This window comes from Paraburkholderia sp. BR14320 (genome assembly GCF_040948665.1).
Lineage (GTDB): Bacteria > Pseudomonadota > Gammaproteobacteria > Burkholderiales > Burkholderiaceae > Paraburkholderia > Paraburkholderia youngii.
In genome coordinates this window covers 23,496-45,424 of the sequence record NZ_JBFPKG010000022.1, presented here as the reverse complement: position 1 = coordinate 45,424, position 21,929 = coordinate 23,496, and the positions used below count along the sequence as shown (strand labels likewise).

The window sequence follows — 21,929 nt, the reverse complement described above, 5'->3', positions numbered from 1 at the left end:
CAGACTTTTTCGTTGACGAAAAAGATCTCCAACCTTTGTCAGCGCGACCTTCCAGTCGCGCTTTTTTTTGGGCGAACGATCTTCGCGAGCTGCTCTAGTGAGCGGGTGCGGTGCCTTCCGCGTCGCCCCAATCATCCTGCGCGGACACGCTCCAGTCTTCGATCACATAACGGCGCGCATCCATCGGCGAGGAGAGCAAATTCTGCCAATGGTCCCCGTGCCACATTGGATCGAAGTCGAAAACCGTGGATGAGTCCGTGGTTGCAGGTTGGTCTGGTATGGCCTTTGCAGGCGAATGAGTGAGCCAGGCGAAGAGACGGCGAATTTCCTGGAACATGACAACCTCCTGAAGCACATCGCTACCACTGATATGCATCATGCGAGTCGGACTGCGCAGCAACAAGTCGGACAAACACTTACGCAAACTTGGATTTTGTTACATTCCCATTGCATGTTTTTTGCAAGTTTTTCCGTTTCCTGGCTGGTTAAATCATTCCAGGTAACTTTGACAGTCTGCTATATCCATGCGATTTGAAGTGATATCTCTTTATACGCTAAACGCATATGAAAAGTTTACTTGACGGCGATTCTCTGTTCCCCGTATAACGGAAAAGCCGAATTTGATTGCTGTTTCTGGTTTTTTGTCTTGATCAGATATGGGCAACTGAATCGGGGTGGGATCGATTCAAGGGCGATGCCCGCTTTGCATAAATCACCGAGGGAAAACAGGAAATGGAAACTGGTGTCGTCAAATGGTTCAACGATGCTAAGGGTTTTGGCTTTATCACGTCGGACGCGGGTGGCGAGGATCTTTTTGCGCACTTTTCGGAGATCCGCAGCGAGGGCTTCAAGTCGTTGAAGGAAAACCAGCGGGTGTCTTTCGAAGTCAAGACCAGCCCGAAGGGCAAGCAGGCGGCCAACATTCAGCCGCTGTGAATGCGCTGCGCCGGGCGCGCCGCCCGCGCAGTCGGGAGCCAAAAACCCTCGCCGTCGCGCGAGGGTTTTTTATTTTATCCAGCCAGGATCTTCGGTAACTGCGTGGTTCAACGATACGTATTATTGTCGGAAGATAATTCATTGAAACGGATTGGCTACTCCGGATTATTGGTTTAAGCGTCCGCGGGATATCTGCGCAAATTGGGGGTCCCTGTCGACGCAGTTTCTGCCTGCGGACGGCGCACAGTGTGGATGCGCACCGTCCAGCTGGTGCATACTTGCCGCAAATTCACGCATCCGAATCTCTTGCCCCATGTCTGAACTGCTTTCGCCGGAACCGGCACTCGATGCACCCATCGTTTTCGTCGACCTCGAGACGACCGGCGGCTCGACGAGCGAGCACCGCATTACCGAGGTTGGCGTCGTCGAAGTCGGGCCGGCCGGCGTATCGCGGTGGAGCAGCCTGATCGACCCGCAGCAGCCCATTCCGTCGTTCATCCAGCAACTGACCGGCATCACGAACGATATGGTGCGCGGCGCACCGACGTTCGAGTCGATCGCGCCTGCGCTGTTCGAGCGCCTGAACGGCAAGCTGTTCGTCGCGCACAACGCGAGTTTCGATCGCGGATTTTTACGCGGCGAATTTCGTCGCGCCGGAATTGCGTTCGATCCGGACGTGCTTTGCACGGTACGGCTGTCGCGCGCGCTGTTTCCCGGCGAAAAGCGCCATGGTCTCGACGCGCTCGTCGAACGTCATGCGCTGGTGCCGTCCGACCGTCACCGCGCGCTCGCCGACGCCGATCTGATCTGGCAGTTCTGGCAGCGTCTACCGACGCTCGTACCGCTCGACGCGCTGCGTGCGCAGATCGAGCGCACCACGCGTCGCTACCGGCTCGCCGGCGACATCACCGAAGACCTGCTCGACACCGCGCCGGCAGGCTGTGGCGTGTATGCGTTCTATGGCGAAGGCGATGCGCCGCTGTATGTCGGCCGCAGCGTGCGCGTGCGTCAGCGGCTGCGCTCGCATCTCACCGGCGAGCGGCGTTCGTCGAAGGATATGCGGCTTGCGCAGCTGGTGCGGCGCGTCGAATGGCGCGCGACGGGCGGCGAACTCGGCGCGATGCTCGCGGAGGCGCAGTGGATCGCGACGCTGCGGCCGGGCCACAACCGTTTGCCGCGCGTGACGAAGAGCGATCCCGCGAGCGCTCCCTGGCCGTTCGACGGGCCGATCGTGTTCGAGGAGCGTGAGGACGCACAGCGCGTCTTTCACGTGGTCGATCGCTGGCGTTACCTCGGGCACGCGCCGTCGCTCGTGCAGGCGGGGCAACTGCATGCGTCGACGCTGGCGGGGGCGTTCGAATTGTCGACGTACCGTATCCTGCAAAGCCACCTGGCGCGTGGTCTGCGCGTGATGCCGTTGAGTGTGCCGCGTGACGCGCCCGAGTCGAGCATCGTCCTATGACGCCTATGCAGTGTGCGCTCGCCGCAGCGTTGCCGGAATCAGCCGGTCGCGCCGACTCCACCGGTCTCGCACACGTGACCTAGCGCGCGCGTCATCGCGCTGGAATGCGCGGAGTCATAGCGCGTCAGCGTTTTCCAGTTAGCCAGCGATTGCGCGACGCGCGACGGACAATCGTCCGCGGCGCGCAGCGGCTGCACGCGCGCCAGGCTCGCCATCAACGATTGCGTCAGCTTGTCGAGTTGCGGTCGCGTGCTGGTTGCGAGATCGGGCGCGGGACCTTGCGGCGGCTGGGTGCTGCGCCATTTCGCGAAGAGCGCGTTCTGCACGTCTTTGCTCGCATCGATCTGATCCCGGAAGAACGCGCGGGCGAACGCCGGATCGACGTTTGCCGCCGCGGCGCGCTTTTCGACTTCGGCGAGCAGCGCGTTTTCGCGCGGCGTATCGGTGATCGGCTGATGGTTCGCCCACTTCCAGCGCGCGACCGGCTCCGCGAGCGCGAGACGCTGCGAAACCAGTGCGATCAGGTTCGTGAGCGCAGTGTCGTCACCATCGGCGAGGGCAGGGGCGGGCGAGAAAGCGACGGTGGCGGCGATGGCGAGCGCGCATGACGCGCCGAAGCGATGCAAACGATTCATGAGGTGGACGTGGCCGGGCGGCCGTTGACGGAAAAACCAAAAGAATAAATGATGCCCGGCAAACGGCGCACGTCGGGCCGCTTTACACAAGTTGACGGAGAGGTAATTGGGCGCGGGAAGGGCGCGCGTATTCGTACGCTCGAGCCGTGCGGCCCAGCGTAGCTGCTCTGATCAGGCGAGCTGACCCAGCGTCCTGACGGAGGCGTCGGACGCGTAATGACGGCGCGAAAATTCGCCGCGCATGAAATCAACGGGCGCGAATGCTGCGCCGCGCCAGTGGTCCGTTACTTCGGATCGCACGACTTGCGTTGTTCGTCGAAGAAAGCGCGAACATGCTCGGGAAGTTCGGCTCCCAAAAACTCGACGGCCACAGGTTCCGGATCCGGGTAAAAAACTTTGTCCGGGGTCGGAATCTTCGGTGGTTTGGCATCCATGATCTTTCTCCTTTGCGAACCGATTATCGGCCTCGTTCCCCGCATCGCACCAGTGTCCGATGCGCGTCATACATACTCTGTTGCTTTAACGGCACAAGCCGACACATCAGCAGAGGGATTGAATAAAATTTATCGTCTAACTATCGGTTGGGTTTCGCGATCTGCTTGATCTGCTTAATTGCCAGCGCCAAATCGTCTCAATCCGGCTCCCCTCCGCCATTCCCTCTCGCGCCTTGCCCCGCCTGCGTTTGAGCACGACCGATCGATATTTCCGTGCACTGGATTTGACGTTCTTTGTGAATAACACGTGACAAATTTGTGCGTTGCCGCATTGGCAGGATTTTCGCGTTCGTGAACTGAACGTTCGTAATTTGCGGATTGCGTAACTGTCTGCCTAATACCTAGTAAACGGCACATTCCGCGCCGCGTTGACCGGATAAAACACCGTTTAAGGAATTTGTCGTTAATTAAATGCTGACAGTGGGTTGGCAAACCCATTCCCGGATTGCTGTGACAAAAGGACTGCATTTGGCGACAAGTCGAACGTAGGCCGCCGCGCCTCCTATGATTGAAGCGACTACCGATGAATCGACGTGCGTTGGCAGACGGACGCGCGACGCGCCGAGCGGATCATGACGTTCTGCATGTTTGGGAGAGAGGTCGCAATGGAAAACGCTGTGTACTGGGACGGACGTCAGGTTGGCATCGAGTGCGCCGGCAGGATCTTGTGGTTTGCGTCGGCACCCGCGCAAGCGATAGCCGCATACGGCGCGTCCGAGCAGCCGACCCCACGGGCCGATGCCGTCGTTGCGCGCAACCTTGCGATGCAACGGTCGTACGACCCGCTCCGCGTTCCAGACTAGGCTGGAACGCGCGCACCGCACGCGAGAACGTGCTCGTCCACACATGGGTCTCGAGAACAAGCTGAACTGGCACTTCGTGTCGTAGTCGATCAGTGCCGAACGGCATCGCTTGCTACAGGCTGTTTCGGCTCGTCAAGGCGGCAGACCGGCAATGTTTCGCGCGACGGCAAAACAAAAAGCCCAGTCATGAGGACTGGGCTTTTTGCTTGAAACTTGATGGTGCCGGAAAGAGGAATCGAACCCCCGACCTTCGCATTACGAATACTTTTCAATGCACTAGCGAGTTGCAATTATATCAGGAGTGCACCACGAACGATTCGCGAGTGAACGATCTGTTGCCTTCAGGGGGTTTCGCCCGCTCGGGCCTTGGGTCTGAAACGACAATCGTCGCCATCGTCACCACGGTCCGGATTTCGGGCCTTGCTGCGAACGTTTGGCGCCGCTCATTCTCCTGCCTTCGCGGTCAACGCGAAGCCTGACTTCAACGGGGCGCGACGACGACACGCAGAGTCCCAGCCGGTGGCGCATGCGGGCCATTCAGGCTTGTAGCCGCTTTGCCGAGAGCCTGTTCAAACGCATACGTTAAGACTGTGAACGGAGTACGGACCCACGGTCTGCCGAGGAAGCGCTGCTCACCGGCGTTAGCCTCATCCTCCGAGTTCGTTCTTCCCACGACGGTTACGCCTGCCGGTTGTCCGTCGAAGTCCATTGGCGCAGGTTGAGCGTCACCGCTTGGCACAATGGGCTCGGGCGGAGTTACGGGCCAACCGGCGTCTTGCAACACCCTCCAGACCTGTTGTGCAACATCGAAGCACTCGGGGTCGTCCCTCAGATAGACGATCTGGACAGGGGTCGGCGTGCTTCCCCTCAGCGCATCCAGAAAGTCCTGGCGTCGGAGTTGGCGAGGTCCAACCTGATTGCGAAGCTGCTGAAGTTTTAGGTTGGCATCTGCGGCAGACGCATTAGAGGTGGCGGCCAGTGCGTTAGCTGCTGCGATTCTTTGGTCGGCGTCCCGCTGCACCACTGAACTCACTTGGCGGCTAATGATCGCCCCAGCAAGGCCCGAAAAAGCCGCTGCCGCACCGGTGAGAGCGGCAACCCATATCAGCCAGACGGATACGTTGTCCCAGAATTCCAGCGGTTTCCCCCAGACCTGCATATGGCCTCCAAGCCTGAACTGTCACGGACAGATCATATCGTCATCAGTCGGCGCCTCCACCTTGCGAGCGTCCAACTGTAGCGCGAACGAGTACGACTCGGATCGACCTTTCGCTACTAGCCTGTCCCAGTTCGAAGCGTACGAGCCGTCCGGTATTATCGAATACCTGCGCGGGCATATCGTCCGCCCGCCCGCCGCCTGATCAATAGGAGATCCACGCAATGAACCATAGCGAATATTACGAAAGAGGCTATCGCGCCGCCGTGCGCACTATCGAAGCTGGGGAAGACTGGACGGAGCGCGGGATGCCATCCTCCCGCTGGTCCGAAACCGAACAGCGGGATTACTCGTGCGGCTACCGGGCCGCCGTTGGTGTCCTGTATGGCTTCGAGATAGAAGGCCTCACGGACTGAGGGCGGGACGCACGCGCGAACGTTTTGCCGCGCACGTGATGCTCAACGGCGAGGATCAGGACGCCTACATCGCGAGCGAAAATCCCGAACGGCGTGAACTCATCGCCCAACAGCTACGCGAGACCCCGCAGCAGTCAGACCGCCAGATCGCGACAGAGCTTGGTGTCTCGCATCCGACCGTCGCAGCCGTACCGAAGACCTTGAATTATCGGGAGACGTGGAAAAGCTTTCCACGCGCACTGATTCGTAGGGCCGTGTGCGCGAGGGGGCGGATGGCACGACTCGGATCGACCTTTCGATTTTGGCAGGGCGTCCATGGCCGTGGGCGGTCGTCGTGGGTAGCTCCGCTTATACTTCCGCGACCAACAAGAAAATGGGGTGAACTATGGTGGCGGAATGGGCGGCCAGAGCGAGGCTATCAGCGCTATGGTGCAGGCTAATCGGCTTGTGGATGTGGCGGACCGGGTTGAAATATGTTTTCTGGGCGTTGCTTCCCATTGCCGTCTGTTCGCTGATCCCGATTTCCCGACATTTCACCGATCTCTCAATCCGTATAGCAGGCGCCGGCCTCCAAGGCTGGGGGCTGTTTTACATCGTCATCGGCATCACAAGGACAAGGCAACAGTTCAGTCTTCCGTCCGTCTCGCAATTTTTCGCCCAGCGCCTGAGAGAGTTCCCGCGTTATCCGGCACCTATCACCTCGTCCGGCAATATCACTGCTGCGGCCGCCACATCGAGTGGATGGGGTACGGTTACGGTGGGCGTTGCCGAGCCGCGTGATGTCGAATCACGGCTGGACGCCCTTGAAAAGAATCTTAGCGAGTTCAAGACGACTGTAGCCAACCAGCACGGCGAAACCCTCGCACAACTACGCAGGCAGGACGCGGAACTGGAACGCGAGCGTACCGAGCGCGCCGAGCAGGATACGCACGTGAAGTCCATGTTGCACGAGACCGCGACTGGCGGTCTCGATCTCGCTGTTTATGGCGTCATCGCAGTCTTCTTCGCCACGATCTGCTGCACCTTTTCTCAGGAACTCTCCCAGCGTATCAGGACTGAAGACGCTCAGTCCGCCTCGACGCAGATCATTGCTAATCCCGGGCAACCGGAGACACACGGATAAGAGCGGAAAATGCCCCGCTGCGTGAGCGGGGCAAGGACACGTCGCGTGGGATTCCTGCGGCCTCCGCGCGGGCCGTGCGCGGCTGTTGTCGTGGGGGGCACCTGCAAAGATTTCTGGATCACGGCGGAAACCCCGGGCGAAGGTTTTCTTCCATACGCGCGGATCAGGACTTGGGGGTCAAAACGCGCTCGCATGGGCGTCACCCGGTCTTCTACCCCGGTAGGAAGCGGGCGGCGAAGCGTCGCCTTCGTGCTCGGACCGCCGTGGCTGTCAGGAGGGCGGTCGGTCATCCGCACGACATCTCTGCCCGCCTGCTCATCGATGCTCTACGATACTGTAGCGACAGCCTGTGGGAGCGAGCAGATGTCCCTGTTCAGTTTCATGAAGCCAACGCGTGACGTGTCCGTTGCCTTCAGCCTCGATGGAATCGAGAAAGTCGTCTATGGCCAGACCGACCTTGTCTTAGATCGATTGCAGATCATAGGGGCCGCGCTGTCCTACTTTCCCCTGAAAAAGGAAGCCGCCGAGCCGTCGATCGAATGGGCGTACAAGCTTACCGACGGAATGACTTCAGACCAGGCGCAGGAAGCTTTCGACGGCGTCATCAGTCTCATGGAAACGCTTAAGAATGGCAGCGAAGGACCATTTAATGCGGACGGGATGTTGACGACTACCGCAGCGGGTGCAGCCGTCACAATGAAGGGCTTCACAACCGATTTTCCGTTTCGCGGCGTGAGCGAGCGAATGCCGGGCGGCCGTGTCGATCGACGTCTAGCTGAAAGGAGCGGAGACCGCCTGCACCTCAGATTATTCGTTGAAGACGGCGATGAACTAGCCTCAACGGTGGACTGGAACGTTGACAAAGCGACAGGGCGCATCAGCTTTTCTTTGAAGGAAGCACGCTACTGGCAAATCAAGGACTACGGTCGGGTGTTATTGAATCAGGTGATCGAAGCGAATGGGAAAATAGGTACTTGAAGATCGAAGAGTCGATTTTCGACGTCGACGCTCACGGCTTCTTCCCAGGGCCGGCGCGCCAGCGCTGCTTGCGCAACCGGTCGCGTTCGCGGCGGCTTTTCGCCGTATCGAGCGGTGCCGGACTCAGTTCGCGCTCGGGTGGCCGTGGCACCCAGCGGATGCGCCCGCAGAGCACGTCATCGGTCAGCCGGTCGAAAGCTTTCGTTCCCGCGTCCATTCTCAGCCCCGGAGAGATTCGATGATGCGCGGTCAAACTCTCGGGCGCCGCGCCGCCCGTTCCCCCCCGCGCGCGCCAGTGCAGAAGGAAAATCCCCGACCACAATTCGCGCCGCGCCTGACGGATCAGCGGCCGGGTTAAGCGAATGATAGTTTTCGGGCGGCAGCGTCGCAACCGGTGTTCACCGTACGCAGGTCCACGTGGCCGCGCCAGCGACCCGGGCGATCAGCGTTTCCTTCCGTCCATCCTTCAGCGTGCCGACGTCGACTTCCTGCCCGTGCTGTTGTGCGACGGTGAGCAGCCGCGTCAGCGCGGCGGCGTGCTGAGGCCCAAACAGCAGCGCCGCATTCTCCTCGCTTCGCAGCAGCATGCGCATCAGATTGCGATCCACGCGCACCGGAACCGGCATGGTCATTTCGTGTCCCCTTCGGCGGGCGTGATGTAGGCCGAGCCGTCCGAGAATTCGAACATCAGCCGTTGCGCTCCGGCTTCGTCACGCATCATGCAAATGCGGCTCAGGGCGCAGCGATCGCGATCCACGATGCACCCGGCCACATCGCGCAGCAGCAGGCGCGCGGCATCGAGCACTTCGGCATCGCTCATAAGATCGGCCCACCCCTCGCCGCCGACGTAGGCGCGCGACACATAATCACGCGCGATCGAGAGCGTCTGGTTGCGGCCGAGTTCATGCAGCGTCACACGTTGCGCATTCATCGCACCCCCTCACTGCATGGTCTGCGCGTACAGCGCTACCACGGCCGCAGCCAGTTCGAAGCGAACCCGCCGCCCGTTGTCGAAAGTCACAACCTGAAAGACACGCGTCGGATCGTGAGCGTCCTGGACAATGTCGGTGCCACTCGCGTGCGCGCCGTGATTGAGCGCGATAGCAAGTGCAAGGTTGTTCGCGAGTTCGACGAACACGGCGATTTCATCATTGCCGGGGAAGCGTCCACGCCGCTTGATGAATTGCGCAATCTGTTCGCCCACGACAGCCAGCACAGGGCCGGACACGTCAAGCGGCGTCGGCCGGTCTTCGTCAGTGATGTCTTTCCCGATCATCGAGCACCTCACTCAGTTACCGGCGCGGACCCGTCCACGCCGCTCAGATACGCGACCGCGCCGGACGCGGCCTGCCACGACACAAAGCGCGTGCACAGGAAGCCGACCAGATTTTCCTGCCACAGCGAGTGCGTCACACCGTCAACTGTCACATCAGCCTGTTCGGAAATGTCCATGCTCGCGCCGTCATCCCCGTAGACGATCTGACCGGCATCGACCAGCGCAACGATGTCGTCGGGCACGTCCGCCGATCCCACGGCGGGCAGACCGCAGAAGAGGCCGCCCTTCACGCCGAAGCCGCTCGCGGCACCCACCATCGCGCCCCGAAGCGCGAGCGTCATGGCCGTATTGCTGCTCATAACCAGCACGGCGCGCTCGATGTCACCAGTGAAAGCGGCCACCAGCGCGGCCATGTCCGCTTGCACGTCGCCGATCGCGGGCACCGCGACGGCACCCGTCAGCAGCGAATCGGGCGCGCCTGCAACCGGTGCCGAAGCGAACGCCGCCGCTGACGTGATCTTCGCGACTGCACGCTGGAGCGAACGCGTCAGCGCTTTCTCCGCGGCGTCAGTCGAAAGATGGATCACTTCCTTTGTCGCGACGATCAGGCCGGCGCATTTCTTCGGCGCAATGTTCGCCTGTTCGAAGCTCGCGCCGCTGACAGTGACCGGCTGCCCTTCATCGACCCATTGCGCCACTGGCGCTTCGTCTTCGATCAGGATGCGCGTGCGCACCGGGATCGAGTGCAACGGGCTCAGGGCATTGATGCGCGCCATCACATCGTAGGTCGCCACGCCGAGCAGGAAGTCGTTCAGCGCCGCGCGCCAGGCGGCGTCCGCACCGAGGCTGCCGCTTGTGATGATCGACTTCTGGATCAGTGACAGTGCGGGACCGTCGCCGTAATCCTTGCGATGGATTTCGGCAGCGGCGAGCGGATTGCCGCCTGCCTTTGCCATGCACCGGATGAACTTGACGAATGTGTTGCCGACAATCATGGTCCGCTCCCGTTGAAGTCGTTCGCACTGCCTTGCATGATCGTCGGCAGGCGCACAGGGCGCCATGACGATATTTCCGCGATTACCGCGTTTCGCCGGCCTCTCCGCAGTTTCCTGCCCAGCCCGTTTCGATGACGAGGCTCAGATCGAGCACGCGATAGTGCCGCACGTTGCCACGCATCCGGTACTCAAGCCGGTTGCGGCCTTCCCGGACCTGCTTTCGCAGCGAATCCGGCGAGCGGTATCCGAGCACGCTGGCCGCCGCCCGCTCACAGATGCAGTCGTCGACCGTGACGGCATAATCGTTGCGTTGGCACCATTCGCGGATTGAGGCTGCGGTCACCGTGATGCGCTCCTCAAGTTCGTCAGGTCCGCTCATGCGCGCCGCCCGTCAGTCGGTAGGGTTGGTAGGTTAAGTAGGGTATCCACCATCTCTTTATTTCACCGCTGCTGTTGTTCGAAAAAAGGATACGGAGCTGGGTGCGCGCGCACGCGTAGAAAAGGATGGCGGATATCCTACTTACCCAACCAATCCGACCAGTCGCTATTCCTGCGCCCTCTGTTTCGGCTTCTCGATCACGCCATTCGCCCTTGCATACCGGCGTGCTGCCTCAACGCGCGCCGCCACGGTAAGCGCGCTCCTCGCGTAGACGGTCGTGCGCTTGCCCGCGACCTTGAATTGCCCGTCGGCGGCGTCCGGGTTGCGCACGGCTGAATATCCGACGCGCTCCATCTTGTGCGGCATGGCGCGGCGATTCGCACTGGCCTTCAATTCGTCGTGCAGCCCGAACAGCTTCGCGTCAAACGCAGCCTCGGACACATTGCTGACCGTGAGCGCATCCGGGTTGCCGAGCGCGTCGATCGCATCGCGCATCTCGCCGCTTTCGGGCGCCTCACTTGCCGCCACCATCTGCCAGAATGCGGGCGTCTTGGGCGGCGGTGCCTTCGGGTCGAACTCCGACAGATCGCGTTCGTGCAGGAACGCCACCACGTTCGCCATGCCGCCATCCTCATACCACGTCCAGAACTTGCGAAAGTACGCCTCGGTGAAGTCAGCGCTGGTGCGCGTGCTCCATACGACGCAGTGGCGGCGGTCGTCGGCGGGCAGGTACAGCCCGTCCGTCAAGTGGTTGGTGGTGAAAATAAAGTTGCAGGCGTTCGCTACGTAGTATTCGCGCAGGTTCTTCTCGTCCACGCGGATCACGTCAGGCGGACTCGCCAGGTACGGCTTGCAGTGCTCGTAAAAGGAGTAGCGGTCGAGGTCGCCCAGGTCACGCACTTCGCTCACACGCACGAGCTTGTTGCGCGCCCAGCGGTTGAAGCGGGCGAACATGATCGCGGGTGTGATATCGGCCACGTTGTGCGCGCCGACTGCCATGCGCAGCGGCTCGATCAGCGTGTCCTTGCCGATGCCGGGACCGCCGCCGAGCACGAGCGCGCAATTGATCTTGTCCTCGGGGTGTTGGACCGTCCAGGCGAACCAGTTGACGATATAGGCCCAGTCGTCCGGGTAGAGTCGTTCGAGGTGCCCGATCCACGCGCCAATCTTCTTCGCATCGCCCGTCACCGGCGACGGCGGGACGTACAGGTTGAAAGACCGCGCGCCAGCGTGCACCTGCCATCCTGCGGCCTGCATCAGGCGGCCTTCGATCACCTGACGCTCCCCCGGCATCCACACCAGCTGCATGACGGCGCGATGCTCGTCCAGCCACGTTGATGCCTTGATGACGCTGCCGTCAATCTCCTTCTGGGACAGCTTCGCATTCACGCTCGACGCGGGCCACAACTCGCCGGTCGGCACGTGCAGATACTTGTGCGTCGGCATGTGCGCGTAGAAGTCGTGGTAGCTGTAACCAGACGCAGCGCCAGACGTGCCGTTCATGCCGATGTGCGCGTGGCGCGTCGGTTGAATGGGCATCTGCGTAATCGGTGCGTCGAGGATCGAGGGACTAGTCATGGGTTGCGCCCTCCGCGACGCAGACGCGCGAGACCGAGAGCATCAGGCGCGCGTGCTCGGTGCGCGTAACCGATCCCCGACGCAGGATCGCGCCGACGATGAGCAGCACTTCGAGCAGTTCGATATTCACGGCGGCGAGCACCTGGGCGGCGTTGTAGCGGCGCTTCAACGGCTTGGCGGCGTGGACACCTTCCGTGCGGGGCGGGAACAGATCCGCGAGATCGAGATCGACCGCGAGCGCGATATCCGTCACCGGGCAATCGTTGCGGAAGCAATGCAGCAGCACGGTGCCATCGCGCGTCTCGGTGACAGCGAGGACGGACTTGCGCGAGTCGCACACGGGACACTTCGCCCGCCAGCGGCCCGAGCCGCACGAGCGCACGCCATCGAGTCGGTCGAGCAGGATGGCGGCGCTCATGACGTGGCCTTTTCATGAGCGAGATAGCGACCCGGTACGAGATCGCGGTCACCCGCTTTGTTCGAGCCCTTCGTGGGATCGAATTCGATCTCCACGAAGTAGTCGCCCGCGCCGTTGGTCAGGTCGTGACGCGTACCGATGACCTTGCCCTTGCGGCCCGCGTGCTGCCCCTGCGTGACAATGGTGCGTTGATCCTGATAGGGGTGGACGATCATGGCGGCCTCCGTTCAGGCCGGTTCGGGTTCGAGTTGATCGCCTTTCTTGCCGCGCAGCGACGCGATGCGTGCGTGGCCCGGTTTGAGGGGCTCGATGGGGGCGAACGGCTGGGGGGGCGCCGTGCTGGCGAGGGCGCGGGAATCGTCCTTCTTCATCTCCACGATGGCGTTGAACAGTGCCTCGGGCTGGTCGGTCACGATGCGCTTGCCGATGACGAACAGCAGGCCGAGCCACATCAGTTTCCGCTTCTTTTCACCGGCGATATACGTGCGCGCGGTTTGTTCGGACGGAAACAGCGATCCGCCGTAGATCGCGCACCACGAGCGCTCGCCGCCGTACATGTCGATCAGCGGTGTGCGGATTACTTCAGTCATCACATCCTCCGTTCTTCACTGGGGGTTCAGTCCAATACTGGTCAGGCGTCCAGACCTGCCGGTGGATGTGATAGTGCGCAAATGAAAAGGCCGCGACTTACTCGCGGCCTTGTTTAATCGGTGGATCGGGGTGGCTATGCTACGCGTTCGTTTGCGTTCCGCCCTTCCGCTTCATCGCGCGGCGGTGGAGGAGGCCACGGAATCGCCTCGGTGATTTCCCGCGCCTTGGTCCGTCCGATGCCATGCCGTTTTTTGATGGCGCGAAACAGATCCTCCTTCGTGACCGTGGTGCCACGCGAAGCACGGTTCGCGTACTCGATGACAAAGGTCTCCTGCACCGCACGGATCACATCAGCGCCATGTCCGTTGCCCTGAAGACTGCGTGTGACCTTGAGCGAAAACCCGTCGCGTAGCTCTTCGTCCACGCTCGCGAACAGCCAGTCGATCACCTTGACATGGCGCGCGTGCATATCGTTTAGCCACGCTTCGGTCGGCCTGACCCCGAGCGCCACGAGCGTGCCCTCATGGAAGGCAAGGTCGAGCCGCTGCACGGCTTCGCGCTTTCGCACGGCAATCAAGTCGAGACCTGTCCGTTCAACGTCACCGGTCAGGCGGTCGGTCAGCACGAGTTCGGGAAGAGGATGCTGCACCCGGGGCGCTTTGCTCATGCGATGTCTCCCATGACGCCATCGACAATTGCTCGCTTGCTGTCGATAGTGAGGTGCGAGTACCGGCGCGTAACGTCCAACTGCTTGTGGCCGAGCGTGGCGGCCACATCGAGCAGCGACGCGCCGTTCTGCGCCAGGTAGGACGCGCACGTGTGTCTGAGGTCGTGGAACCGGAAGTTGTGGATATTGGCTTCGCGGAGTGCGGCATACCACGCACTGTCGATCGTAAAAGGGCGGTCGGGATCCCCGACGCGGGCGAACAGCAGCGCGCCAAGGTGCGGCGGCTTGCCGAAGCGGCGGATTTCCGCGATCACGGCCGGCGTGAGCGGCAGAACGCGCGGCTCGTCGTTCTTCGAGGTGCGCACGTACGCGGTGGCACGGTCGAGATCGAGATCGGTGTAACGCAGGCGCAGCAGTTCTGAGCGGCGCGCGCCCGTCGTGATTGCCGTCAGGACCAGCAGGTAGAGCCGGTTCCACGTTGACAGGCGGCACACGGCGAGAAGCCGCTTGCGTTCGGCGGCGTCCAGGAAGCGGACGCGCTCGTTGTTCATCGTGAGCCCCGGCACCTCGCGGCAGGGGTTCGTCCAGCCCTTGGGCATCATGCGGCGGGTCTTGGCGAAGTTCAGCACCGCGGACAGGACGGCTTTGGCCTTGTTGATCGAGCCGGGTTTGGGCAGGCCCAGTTCGCGATAGAGCATTGCGCCGGCTTCGTCCGTGCCGACGTAGCGGCGCACGGGCGTCCCGGCCCAGTGGTCGAGCGCATCGGCCACCGCGTCGCCGTCGATGTCCGCCGCAATCCAGCCATCGAAATACTGGGACCAGCGGCGGATGATCTGCGCGCGCGACGGATCGCGCCCGACGTACGCGGCGAGATAGGCTTCGGCAAGTTCGGGAAAAGGAATGCGCCGCCTGTCCGGCGCCGTGATGGCTCGGACAGGGGCGATGTCGTAGGCGGTCCTGGACGACGCAGCCACGATTTTCAGAGGTTTGGCGGACATATCAGACTCCATGAAAGCAACGCATTCGTCGCTAGTGCATGGCGGCCTGAAAGCCTGACCAGTATTGGTTTTGGTGCCGGAAAGAGGAATCGAACCCCCGACCTTCGCATTACGAATGCGCTGCTCTACCGTCTGAGCTATTCCGGCATCAGGAGAAACGAGATTATAGGGACTACTTCAGTGACTTGGCAAGCCCCTTGATGCATTTTTTCTTTCGAGATCACTTCTTCGCTTCGAGGTGATAGCGAGTCACGCGATCGACCTCATTCTTCGAGCCGAGGAACACCGCGACGCGCTCGTGCAGGCTCTTTGGCTGGACGTCGAGAATACGCTTCTCGCCGTTGGTTGCGGCGCCGCCCGCCTGCTCGACGATGAAGGCCATCGGATTGGCTTCGTACATCAGACGCAGCTTGCCCGGCTTGTCCGGCGTGCGCTTGTCGGCCGGGTACATGAAGATGCCGCCGCGATTCAGGATGCGATGCACGTCGGCGACCATCGATGCGATCCAGCGCATGTTGAAGTCAGCCTGCCGCGAACCTTCCTTGCCCGCTTTCAGTTCGCCGATGTATTGCTGAACCGGCGGATACCAGTGGCGTTCGTTCGAGGCGTTGATCGCGTACTCGCGGGTTTCGACGGGAATACGCATGTCGCTTTGCGTGAGCACCCACGAGCCGAGCTCGCGATCGAGCGTAAAGCAGTTCACACCGTTACCGGTGGTCAGCACGAGCACCGTCTGCGGACCGTACACCGCATAGCCCGCGGCGACCTGCTCCGTGCCCGGCTGCAGAAACGATTGCTCGGTGGCCTGGTGGCCGTCCGGGCAGCGCAGCACCGAGAAGATCGTGCCGATCGACACGTTGACGTCGATGTTCGACGAGCCGTCGAGCGGATCGAACACGAGCAGATATTCGCCCTTCGGATAGTTGGCCGGAATCGGGAAGAACTGTTCCATTTCCTCGGAGGCCATGCCCGCGAGGTTGCCGCCCCATTCGTTCGCCTCGAGCAGAATTTCGTTCGACAGGATGTCGAGCTTCTTCTGCACTTCGCCCTGAACATTTTCGCTGCCCGCGGAGCCGAGGGCATCGCCGAGCGCGCCTTTGCTGACGTGGTAGCTGATCGCCTTGCACGCGCGCGCGACGACTTCGATTAACAGGCGCAGATCGGCGGGCAGGTTGTTGGTTTCACGCTGCTGCTCGATCAGGTACTTCGTGAGAGTGGTACGACGTTGCAAAGACATTGCTGTACTCCGGGAAGGCTAGAAGAATGATGGGATTTTAACCGCTCGTGTGTGTCGGCTCCGTGCTTTTGGCCGCACGGCCGCCTTCAGGTCTTGCGGCGCGTCCTGGCCGAGATGTTGCCGCTGACGCTGGCCGCGAGCGCCGCGGCCCGCGCGTGCCCGGCGGGCACGCTGGGCAGCTTCGGGCGCTCGGCGCGCGGCATCGGTTCGATTTCCCGTTCGATCTGCTCGCCGGCGGCGGCGGTGGCGACGCGCAGATCGTAGGCGATTTGCAGATTGAGCCAGAACTGCGCGCTCGCGCCGAAGTAGCGCTCGAGCCGCAGCGCGGTATCGGCGGAAATGGCGCGGCGGCCGCGCACGACGTCGTTGATGCGTGGCGCCGGCACCCGCAATGCAAGCGCGAGCGCATTGACGGACATGCCGAGCGGCTCGAGGAACTCGCTGCGCAGAATTTCGCCAGGATGGATCTCGTCAATGGCCGCGCCCATATCGATGTCGGAGAAATCGATGTTCTTCAGCGCGGAGCGTTTGATGACCATGTCGGTCTCCAGTAGTCAGTGATAGTCGACGATCTCGACATTCAGCGCGTCCTCGCCGACGAAATGAAAACAGATGCGCCACTGCGCATTGATGCGGATGCTCCACTGCCCGCAGCGCTGGCCCTGCAAGGCTTCGAGCCGGTTTCCGGGCGGCGCGCGCAAATTTGCGATCGAGCTCGCGGCGTCGATCATCAGCAGCTTGCGATGCGCTAGCGCCTGGATCGAGCGCGGCAACGTATGCACGAACCTGCCCTGGAAAATTCTTGCGGTGGCCTTGTCTGCGAATGTCGTGATCATCGAAGCGTATAACGCATTGCGTTAAATGTAAACCATTAAACGTGTGCGTATACTTCTCCCCGCCGAGGTCCGATGAACAGTCGGCCAAATGGCTAACGGCGTGCCACGAGCGGGGGAGCGCAGCCCATCAACGAAAAAGCTGCGCGAAAAAATGCCGGCAACGCGTGCCGGCTTTCCGATGCGACTCGAGAACTCAGCGAGGCATCACGCCAACGCCTTCTCGACGATTTCGCGCACGTCGCGCGACTTGACCTGCGCGGCCACTTTCTCGAGCGCCGCACGCATGCTGTCGCGCAGCGCTGGCGTGAAGCGTCGCCACAGCTCGAGCGAACGCGCGAGGCGCGCGGCCACCTGCGGATTGAGCGCGTCGAGCGCGATCACCTGCTCGGCCCAGAATGCGTAGCCGGAGCCATCTGCCGCGTGGAACTGCGCGGGGTTCGCCGCGCAGAAGCTGAAAATCAGCGAACGTGCCCGGTTCGGGTTCTTCAGGTTGAAGGCCGGATGCGTCATCAGCTTGCGCACCGTATCGATCACCGGATGCTGTGCGCCGCCGCGCTGCGTGGCCTGCAAAGCGAACCATTTGTCGATGACGAGCGGCTCTTTCTCGAAGCGTCGATAGAAGTCGTCGAGCGCGTGCTGCGCCTCGGGGCTGCCGCCCTGCGGCGCGGCCGCGTTGAGCAGCGCCGACAGCGCGGCGGCGCGGTCGGTCATGTTGTTCGCGGCTTCATATTGCGCGGAGGCAAGGCGTACGGCGTCCGCGGAATCGTCGAGTTCGGTCAGATACGACAGCGCGAGATTCTTCAGCGCGCGATGACCGGCGGCCTCCGGCGTCGCCTCATAGACGCCCGGCGTGCGATGCTGCTCGTAGACCTTGAGCCAGTCGTCACGCAGCGCATTGGCGAGGCGCTTGCGCACGAACTGCCGTGCCGCGTGCACCGCGGCCGGGTTCGACTCGGCCATCTGCTCGGCCAGATACGCTTCGGACGGCAGCATCAGCGCGAGTTCACGGAATGCCGGCGAGAGCGTCTCGTCGGTCAGAACGCGCGCGAACGCGGCGACCACCGAGTCGTCGAGCTGCAGCGCCGCGCCCGTGGCCGCGCGCGTGGCCAGCGCGAGCAGCTCGCGGGTGGCGAGCCGCTGGCCGGCCTCCCAGCGGTTGAACGGATCGCTGTCGTGCGCGAGCAGGAACGCGAGCTGTTCGGCCGTGTAGTCGTATTCGACGATCACAGGTGCCGAGAAATTGCGCAGCAGCGACGGCAGCGGTTCCTGCCCGACGTTGACGAACGTGAAGGTCTGCTCGGTCTGCGCGAATTCCAGCACGCGCGTGGTCGAATCAGACGCCTTTGCCTCGCCGTCGAGCTGCAGCGGCAGATCGCGGCCGTCGTTGCCGATCAGACCGATCGCGAACGGAATCAGCAGCGGACCCTTCTGCGTTTCGCGCGCGGCGGGCACCGCGTCGCCGTAGCCCTGGCGCAGCGTCACGCTGTAGCGCTGCTGCGCGGCGTCGTAGCGCGTGCGCACCGACACGCGCGGCGTGCCGGCCTGGCTATACCAGCGCTCGAATTGCGCGAGGTCGCGGCCGTTCGCGTCGGCGAGCGCGTGACGGAAGTCGTCGCAGGTCACGGCCTGGCCGTCGTGACGCTTGAAGTACAGGTCCATGCCCTTGCGAAAGCCGTCGCGGCCGAACAGCGTCTGATACATCCGCACGACTTCCGAGCCTTTCTCGTATACGGTCATCGTGTAGAAGTTGTTGATCTCGACGTAGCTCTCCGGGCGCACCGGATGCGCCATCGGACCCGCGTCCTCGGCGAACTGCATCTGGCGCAGCACCCGCACGTCCTCGATGCGCTTGGTCGCGCGCGCGGCTTCGTCGCTGGCGCCGCCTGCCATGTCGGCCGAAAACTCCTGGTCGCGGAACACGGTCAGGCCTTCCTTCAGGCTCAGCTGGAACCAGTCGCGGCAGGTCACGCGGTTGCCGGTCCAGTTGTGGAAGTACTCGTGGCCGACCACCGCCTCGATGTTCGCGAAGTCGGTATCGGTGGCCGTTTCGGGATTCGCGAGCACGTACTTCGTGTTGAAGATGTTGAGCCCCTTGTTCTCCATCGCGCCCATGTTGAAGTCGCTGACCGCGACGATCATGAAGCGGTCCAGATCGAGTTCGAGCCCGAAGCGCTCTTCGTCCCAGCGGATCGAGTGGATCAGCGAATCCATCGCGTGACGGGTCTTGTCGAGATCATGCGGCTCGACCCACACTTGCAGCAGCTTTTCCTTGCCCGAGCCGGTCTTCACGCGTTCTTCGAGCGCGACGAGCTTGCCCGCGACGAGCGCGAACAGATAGCTCGGCTTCTTGAACGGATCTTCCCAGCGCGCGAAATGACGGCCGTCGGGCAGCTCGCCTTCTTCGAGCAGATTGCCGTTCGACAGCAGCACCGGATAGTCCGCCTTGCTCGCGCGCAGCGTGACCGTGAAGCTCGCCATCACGTCAGGGCGGTCGAGGAAGTAGGTGATGCGGCGAAAGCCTTCGGCTTCGCACTGCGTGAAGAAGTTGCCGCTCGACACGTACAGCCCCGACAGCGTGGTGTTTTCCGCGGGATTGCAGATGCTCGTGAGAGTCAGCTCGAAGCTGTCCGGCACGTTGTCGAGCAGCAGGCCGTGCTCGTGCGGATGCGCGTTCGCAAACGGCTTGCCGTCGATTTCGGCGCTGACGAACTCCAGCTGCTCACCCATCAGTTCGAGATGCGCGGCACGCGACGCATCCGGGTTGCGGCGCACGCGCATCGTGTTCCTGACGACCGTGCGTTCGGGGACCAGATCGAACTCCAGCGCGACGGTGTCGATCAGGAAGGCGGGCGGCGCGTAATCGGCGCGGCGGATCACATTGGGCGTTGCGGTATCGGCCATGGTGTTCTTTGGTGGTGTACTCGAGCGGTCGAGCGCGCAAACGGCGCGCGAGCCGGGCTTGGTCGACTCATTGTACAAAGCCTCGGGCAATCGTGCGGAGGGGAAGGGGGCCCAGTTTCGGCGCCGGGCAGCGCGTCCGGTTTCGACGGGCAGGGCAAGAACCTTTTGCTGGCCGCCGAGGTCAGCGTATTATCGGGCGCCGCGCGTGGCGGAGACCCGGCAGCGTCAGCCGGCGAGCGCTTCGCGCGACGGAATAATCGCGGCTGAAGCAGAGTTTTAACCGAAGCAGAATAGATGCAATCAGAGGCATCACGAGGCAGACCATGAATTTCGATCGATGGACCCGCCGCGTCGCGTTGCTGTTCGTCGCGCTGAGCGTGCTGCTGTCCGGCTGCACGACCTACGTGACGACACAGGTCACGGCGTTCTCCGACTGGACCGGCAGCGACTCAACCCGCACCTATGCGTTCACGCGCCACGAGGATCAGAAGAACAATCTCGAACTGAGCGCCTACGAGCGGGTCGTCGCAAACGAGCTTGCCGTGCACGCGTTCCGCGAAGTCCCTCACGACGACGCGCGTTATCTCGTGGAGCTCGCCTATGGCATTCGCTCGGATGTCGTGACCGTCGCGCAGCCGGTCTACTACAACCCGTGGCCCGGCCCTTACTGGGGCCGGCCGTTCGATCCGTGGGGTCCGTGGGGACCGTTCCCGGCGACATACGTGAACCAGAGCTACCCGGTGTACACGCACCTGCTCGGCATCCGGATCACCGAGCGTGCGAGCGGCCGGGAGGTCTACAACGTGACGGCGCGCAATTTCGGCGAGGAGTCGTCGCTGGTGCGGGCGATGCCTTATCTGGCACGTAGCGCGCTGGCGGACTTCCCGCTGGCCAACGGCGCCGTGCATACCGTGAAGATCCCGCTCGGCGGCGGCGCGGCTGCGAACGAAGTGTCTCTGCCAGCGGCGCCGCCGCCCGCAGGTCCGGCGCCGGCGCCGAAGCCGGCGCAGTAGCTCAGACCCCGACCCCGAACAAGGCCATTGCGCCCAGCACGACGAACATCACCGCGGCGATGCCGTGCACGAGCTTGGTCGGCAGACGATGCGCGAAGCGGTCGCCGAGCAGGATCGCCGGCACGTTCGCGATCATCATGCCGAGCGTCGTGCCGGCCACCACGCCGAAGAAATCGTGAAAGCGCGCGGCGAGGGCGACCGTCGCGATCTGCGTCTTGTCGCCCATCTCGGCGAGGAAGAACGTGACGACCGTGGCGCCGAACACGCCGAAGTGCGTGCGGTTCGTGTTGGCTTCCTCATCTTCGAGCTTGTCTGGCACCAGAATCCACAGCCCCATGCCGATGAACGACGCCGCCAGCGCCCAGCGCATGACGGTCGGCGTCAGCATCGAGCCGAGCCACGCGCCGAGCGCGCCGGCGCCTGCGTGATTGATCAGCGTCGCCGCGAGCACGCCGAGAATAATCGGCATCGGCTTGCGATAGCGCGCGGCGAGCACGAGCGACAGCAGTTGCGTCTTGTCGCCGATTTCGGCGAGCGCGACCGCGCCGGTCGAAATGAGAAAAGCTTGATTCACGTTGAATGGATTCCTCGGGCCGAAGATGAACGAGCGACGACCCACGACACGCCGGGCCCTGTTGCGGCGCGTGTGGATCATCGGTCTCGCCAGGCCAGAGGCTGCGACTGCCATGGCCGTGCTGGCCAAGTGTGTTGACAGGCGCCCCCGCGAGCCACACGTGCGACGCACCGGCGAAGCGGTGCGGACGTGCCGCGGGGCGGCTACTCCCCAATGAGGGGCGGAGTATAGCAGGCGCCGCAGCATCGTTGTGACGAATGTTATTCGGGCGCCGACGACGCGGCGGAGGTGTTTTCGCTCTACGACGTATTGCGCGAAAGACCAATGAAAGGTTTTTTGCTTGATTCTGTCGGCGTTGGCACGCCAGCGCCGACGCGCGAAAACGGCCTTCCGGTGCGTCGCCGCGGCCGGCTGCGTCAAATCGTCTAACAATGTGTTGCGCGGCAGGCGCGGATACAGATGG

27 protein-coding genes, 1 tRNA gene and 1 riboswitch are annotated in these 21,929 nt (G+C 62.5%); of the genes, 7 read left to right on the top strand and 21 right to left on the bottom strand.

All coding sequences use genetic code 11. The features are described 5' to 3' along the window. Nucleotides 1–94: 94 nt before the first annotated feature. On the bottom strand, nucleotides 95–337 hold the full coding sequence (locus AB3X89_RS20765; RefSeq protein WP_368584929.1) for a hypothetical protein: 243 nt from the start codon (nucleotides 335–337) through the stop codon (nucleotides 95–97). Between the two features lie 395 nt (nucleotides 338–732). On the opposite strand from AB3X89_RS20765, the gene AB3X89_RS20760 reads away from it, so the two are divergent. Both AB3X89_RS20760 and AB3X89_RS20755 read left to right on the top strand, forming a co-directional pair. After that, entirely contained in the window at nucleotides 733–936 is a 204-nt protein-coding gene (locus AB3X89_RS20760; protein ID WP_013090197.1) for a cold-shock protein, read from the top strand. A 313-nt stretch (nucleotides 937–1,249) separates the two neighbouring features. Continuing rightward, a complete protein-coding gene (locus AB3X89_RS20755) occupies nucleotides 1,250–2,398 on the top strand; it encodes an exonuclease domain-containing protein (RefSeq protein ID WP_368584928.1) in 1,149 nt (382 codons plus the stop codon). Nucleotides 2,399–2,436: 38 nt separating this feature from the next. Here AB3X89_RS20755 and AB3X89_RS20750 read toward each other — a convergent pair whose 3' ends face one another. Both AB3X89_RS20750 and AB3X89_RS20745 read right to left on the bottom strand, forming a co-directional pair. After that, entirely contained in the window at nucleotides 2,437–3,033 is a 597-nt protein-coding gene (locus AB3X89_RS20750; RefSeq protein WP_368584927.1) for a chorismate mutase, read from the bottom strand. A 284-nt stretch (nucleotides 3,034–3,317) separates the two neighbouring features. Continuing rightward, a complete protein-coding gene (locus AB3X89_RS20745) occupies nucleotides 3,318–3,467 on the bottom strand; it encodes a hypothetical protein (RefSeq protein WP_008921206.1) in 150 nt (49 codons plus the stop codon). A gap of 665 nt (nucleotides 3,468–4,132) precedes the next feature. Between AB3X89_RS20745 and AB3X89_RS20740 the strand changes: the two genes are divergently transcribed. The 4 genes from AB3X89_RS20740 to AB3X89_RS20725 all read left to right on the top strand — a co-directional run bounded on the left by AB3X89_RS20740 (nucleotide 4,133) and on the right by AB3X89_RS20725 (nucleotide 8,003). Beyond that, nucleotides 4,133–4,330: a hypothetical protein gene (locus AB3X89_RS20740; RefSeq protein ID WP_368584926.1), complete on the top strand. Its 198-nt coding sequence runs from the start codon at nucleotides 4,133–4,135 to the stop codon at nucleotides 4,328–4,330. A gap of 1,380 nt (nucleotides 4,331–5,710) precedes the next feature. Next, the gene (locus tag AB3X89_RS20735) at nucleotides 5,711–5,902 is read left to right on the top strand and encodes a hypothetical protein (RefSeq protein ID WP_368584925.1); all 192 of its coding nucleotides are present in this window, start codon (nucleotides 5,711–5,713) and stop codon (nucleotides 5,900–5,902) included. 466 nt (nucleotides 5,903–6,368) lie between these two features. After that, nucleotides 6,369–7,025 (top strand): hypothetical protein, encoded by a 657-nt coding sequence (locus AB3X89_RS20730; protein ID WP_368584924.1) that lies wholly within the window; start codon nucleotides 6,369–6,371, stop codon nucleotides 7,023–7,025. Nucleotides 7,026–7,388: 363 nt separating this feature from the next. Further along, a complete protein-coding gene (locus AB3X89_RS20725) occupies nucleotides 7,389–8,003 on the top strand; it encodes a hypothetical protein (protein ID WP_368584923.1) in 615 nt (204 codons plus the stop codon). Between the two features lie 31 nt (nucleotides 8,004–8,034). Here AB3X89_RS20725 and AB3X89_RS20720 read toward each other — a convergent pair whose 3' ends face one another. The 17 genes from AB3X89_RS20720 to pepN form a co-directional block, all read right to left on the bottom strand. Further along, nucleotides 8,035–8,220: a hypothetical protein gene (locus AB3X89_RS20720; protein WP_368584922.1), complete on the bottom strand. Its 186-nt coding sequence runs from the start codon at nucleotides 8,218–8,220 to the stop codon at nucleotides 8,035–8,037. Nucleotides 8,221–8,401: 181 nt separating this feature from the next. Continuing rightward, a complete protein-coding gene (locus tag AB3X89_RS20715; RefSeq protein ID WP_368584920.1) occupies nucleotides 8,402–8,635 on the bottom strand; it encodes a hypothetical protein in 234 nt (77 codons plus the stop codon). After that, nucleotides 8,632–8,919, bottom strand: coding sequence for a hypothetical protein (locus AB3X89_RS20710; RefSeq protein ID WP_368584919.1), 288 nt, complete (start codon nucleotides 8,917–8,919; stop codon nucleotides 8,632–8,634). The genes AB3X89_RS20715 and AB3X89_RS20710 overlap by 4 nt, the downstream gene beginning before the upstream one ends. Before the next feature lie 24 nt (nucleotides 8,920–8,943). Then, the gene (locus AB3X89_RS20705; protein ID WP_368584918.1) at nucleotides 8,944–9,279 is read right to left on the bottom strand and encodes a hypothetical protein; all 336 of its coding nucleotides are present in this window, start codon (nucleotides 9,277–9,279) and stop codon (nucleotides 8,944–8,946) included. Nucleotides 9,280–9,287: 8 nt separating this feature from the next. After that, nucleotides 9,288–10,274 carry a phage major capsid protein gene (locus tag AB3X89_RS20700; RefSeq protein WP_368584917.1) on the bottom strand — a complete coding sequence of 329 codons (987 nt, stop codon included), beginning with the start codon at nucleotides 10,272–10,274 and terminating at the stop codon, nucleotides 9,288–9,290. A gap of 82 nt (nucleotides 10,275–10,356) precedes the next feature. Next, entirely contained in the window at nucleotides 10,357–10,653 is a 297-nt protein-coding gene (locus AB3X89_RS20695) for a hypothetical protein (RefSeq protein ID WP_368584916.1), read from the bottom strand. Nucleotides 10,654–10,818: 165 nt separating this feature from the next. Then, entirely contained in the window at nucleotides 10,819–12,231 is a 1,413-nt protein-coding gene (locus AB3X89_RS20690; protein WP_368584915.1) for a primase-helicase family protein, read from the bottom strand. Next, a complete protein-coding gene (locus tag AB3X89_RS20685; protein WP_368584914.1) occupies nucleotides 12,224–12,649 on the bottom strand; it encodes a hypothetical protein in 426 nt (141 codons plus the stop codon). Before AB3X89_RS20685 ends, AB3X89_RS20690 begins: the two co-directional genes overlap by 8 nt. Continuing rightward, nucleotides 12,646–12,864, bottom strand: coding sequence for a hypothetical protein (locus AB3X89_RS20680; RefSeq protein ID WP_368584913.1), 219 nt, complete (start codon nucleotides 12,862–12,864; stop codon nucleotides 12,646–12,648). Before AB3X89_RS20680 ends, AB3X89_RS20685 begins: the two co-directional genes overlap by 4 nt. A gap of 12 nt (nucleotides 12,865–12,876) precedes the next feature. After that, a complete protein-coding gene (locus AB3X89_RS20675; RefSeq protein ID WP_368584912.1) occupies nucleotides 12,877–13,239 on the bottom strand; it encodes a hypothetical protein in 363 nt (120 codons plus the stop codon). A 134-nt stretch (nucleotides 13,240–13,373) separates the two neighbouring features. Further along, complete coding sequence (locus AB3X89_RS20670; protein ID WP_368584911.1) at nucleotides 13,374–13,907, bottom strand: hypothetical protein; 534 nt, start codon at nucleotides 13,905–13,907, stop codon at nucleotides 13,374–13,376. After that, nucleotides 13,904–14,905 carry a tyrosine-type recombinase/integrase gene (locus AB3X89_RS20665; RefSeq protein WP_368584910.1) on the bottom strand — a complete coding sequence of 334 codons (1,002 nt, stop codon included), beginning with the start codon at nucleotides 14,903–14,905 and terminating at the stop codon, nucleotides 13,904–13,906. The genes AB3X89_RS20670 and AB3X89_RS20665 overlap by 4 nt, the downstream gene beginning before the upstream one ends. A 71-nt stretch (nucleotides 14,906–14,976) precedes the next feature. Continuing rightward, nucleotides 14,977–15,052, bottom strand: a tRNA-Thr gene (locus tag AB3X89_RS20660). 73 nt (nucleotides 15,053–15,125) lie between these two features. Next, nucleotides 15,126–16,142 carry a class 1 fructose-bisphosphatase gene (locus AB3X89_RS20655; protein ID WP_176381236.1) on the bottom strand — a complete coding sequence of 339 codons (1,017 nt, stop codon included), beginning with the start codon at nucleotides 16,140–16,142 and terminating at the stop codon, nucleotides 15,126–15,128. Nucleotides 16,143–16,228: 86 nt separating this feature from the next. After that, a complete protein-coding gene (locus AB3X89_RS20650) occupies nucleotides 16,229–16,681 on the bottom strand; it encodes a HigA family addiction module antitoxin (protein ID WP_368584909.1) in 453 nt (150 codons plus the stop codon). 15 nt (nucleotides 16,682–16,696) lie between these two features. Beyond that, the gene (locus AB3X89_RS20645) at nucleotides 16,697–16,978 is read right to left on the bottom strand and encodes a type II toxin-antitoxin system RelE/ParE family toxin (protein ID WP_368584908.1); all 282 of its coding nucleotides are present in this window, start codon (nucleotides 16,976–16,978) and stop codon (nucleotides 16,697–16,699) included. A 204-nt stretch (nucleotides 16,979–17,182) separates the two neighbouring features. Further along, nucleotides 17,183–19,879: an aminopeptidase N gene (gene pepN / locus AB3X89_RS20640; RefSeq protein WP_368584907.1), complete on the bottom strand. Its 2,697-nt coding sequence runs from the start codon at nucleotides 19,877–19,879 to the stop codon at nucleotides 17,183–17,185. A 323-nt stretch (nucleotides 19,880–20,202) separates the two neighbouring features. On the opposite strand from pepN, the gene AB3X89_RS20635 reads away from it, so the two are divergent. Further along, entirely contained in the window at nucleotides 20,203–20,892 is a 690-nt protein-coding gene (locus tag AB3X89_RS20635; protein ID WP_368584906.1) for a DUF4136 domain-containing protein, read from the top strand. A 1-nt stretch (nucleotide 20,893) separates the two neighbouring features. Here the strand turns inward: AB3X89_RS20635 and AB3X89_RS20630 are convergent, their stop codons facing one another. Continuing rightward, entirely contained in the window at nucleotides 20,894–21,466 is a 573-nt protein-coding gene (locus AB3X89_RS20630; protein WP_368584905.1) for a TMEM165/GDT1 family protein, read from the bottom strand. Nucleotides 21,467–21,477: 11 nt separating this feature from the next. Further along, nucleotides 21,478–21,690: riboswitch (yybP-ykoY riboswitch) on the bottom strand. Between the last annotated feature and the right edge of the window lie 239 nt (nucleotides 21,691–21,929).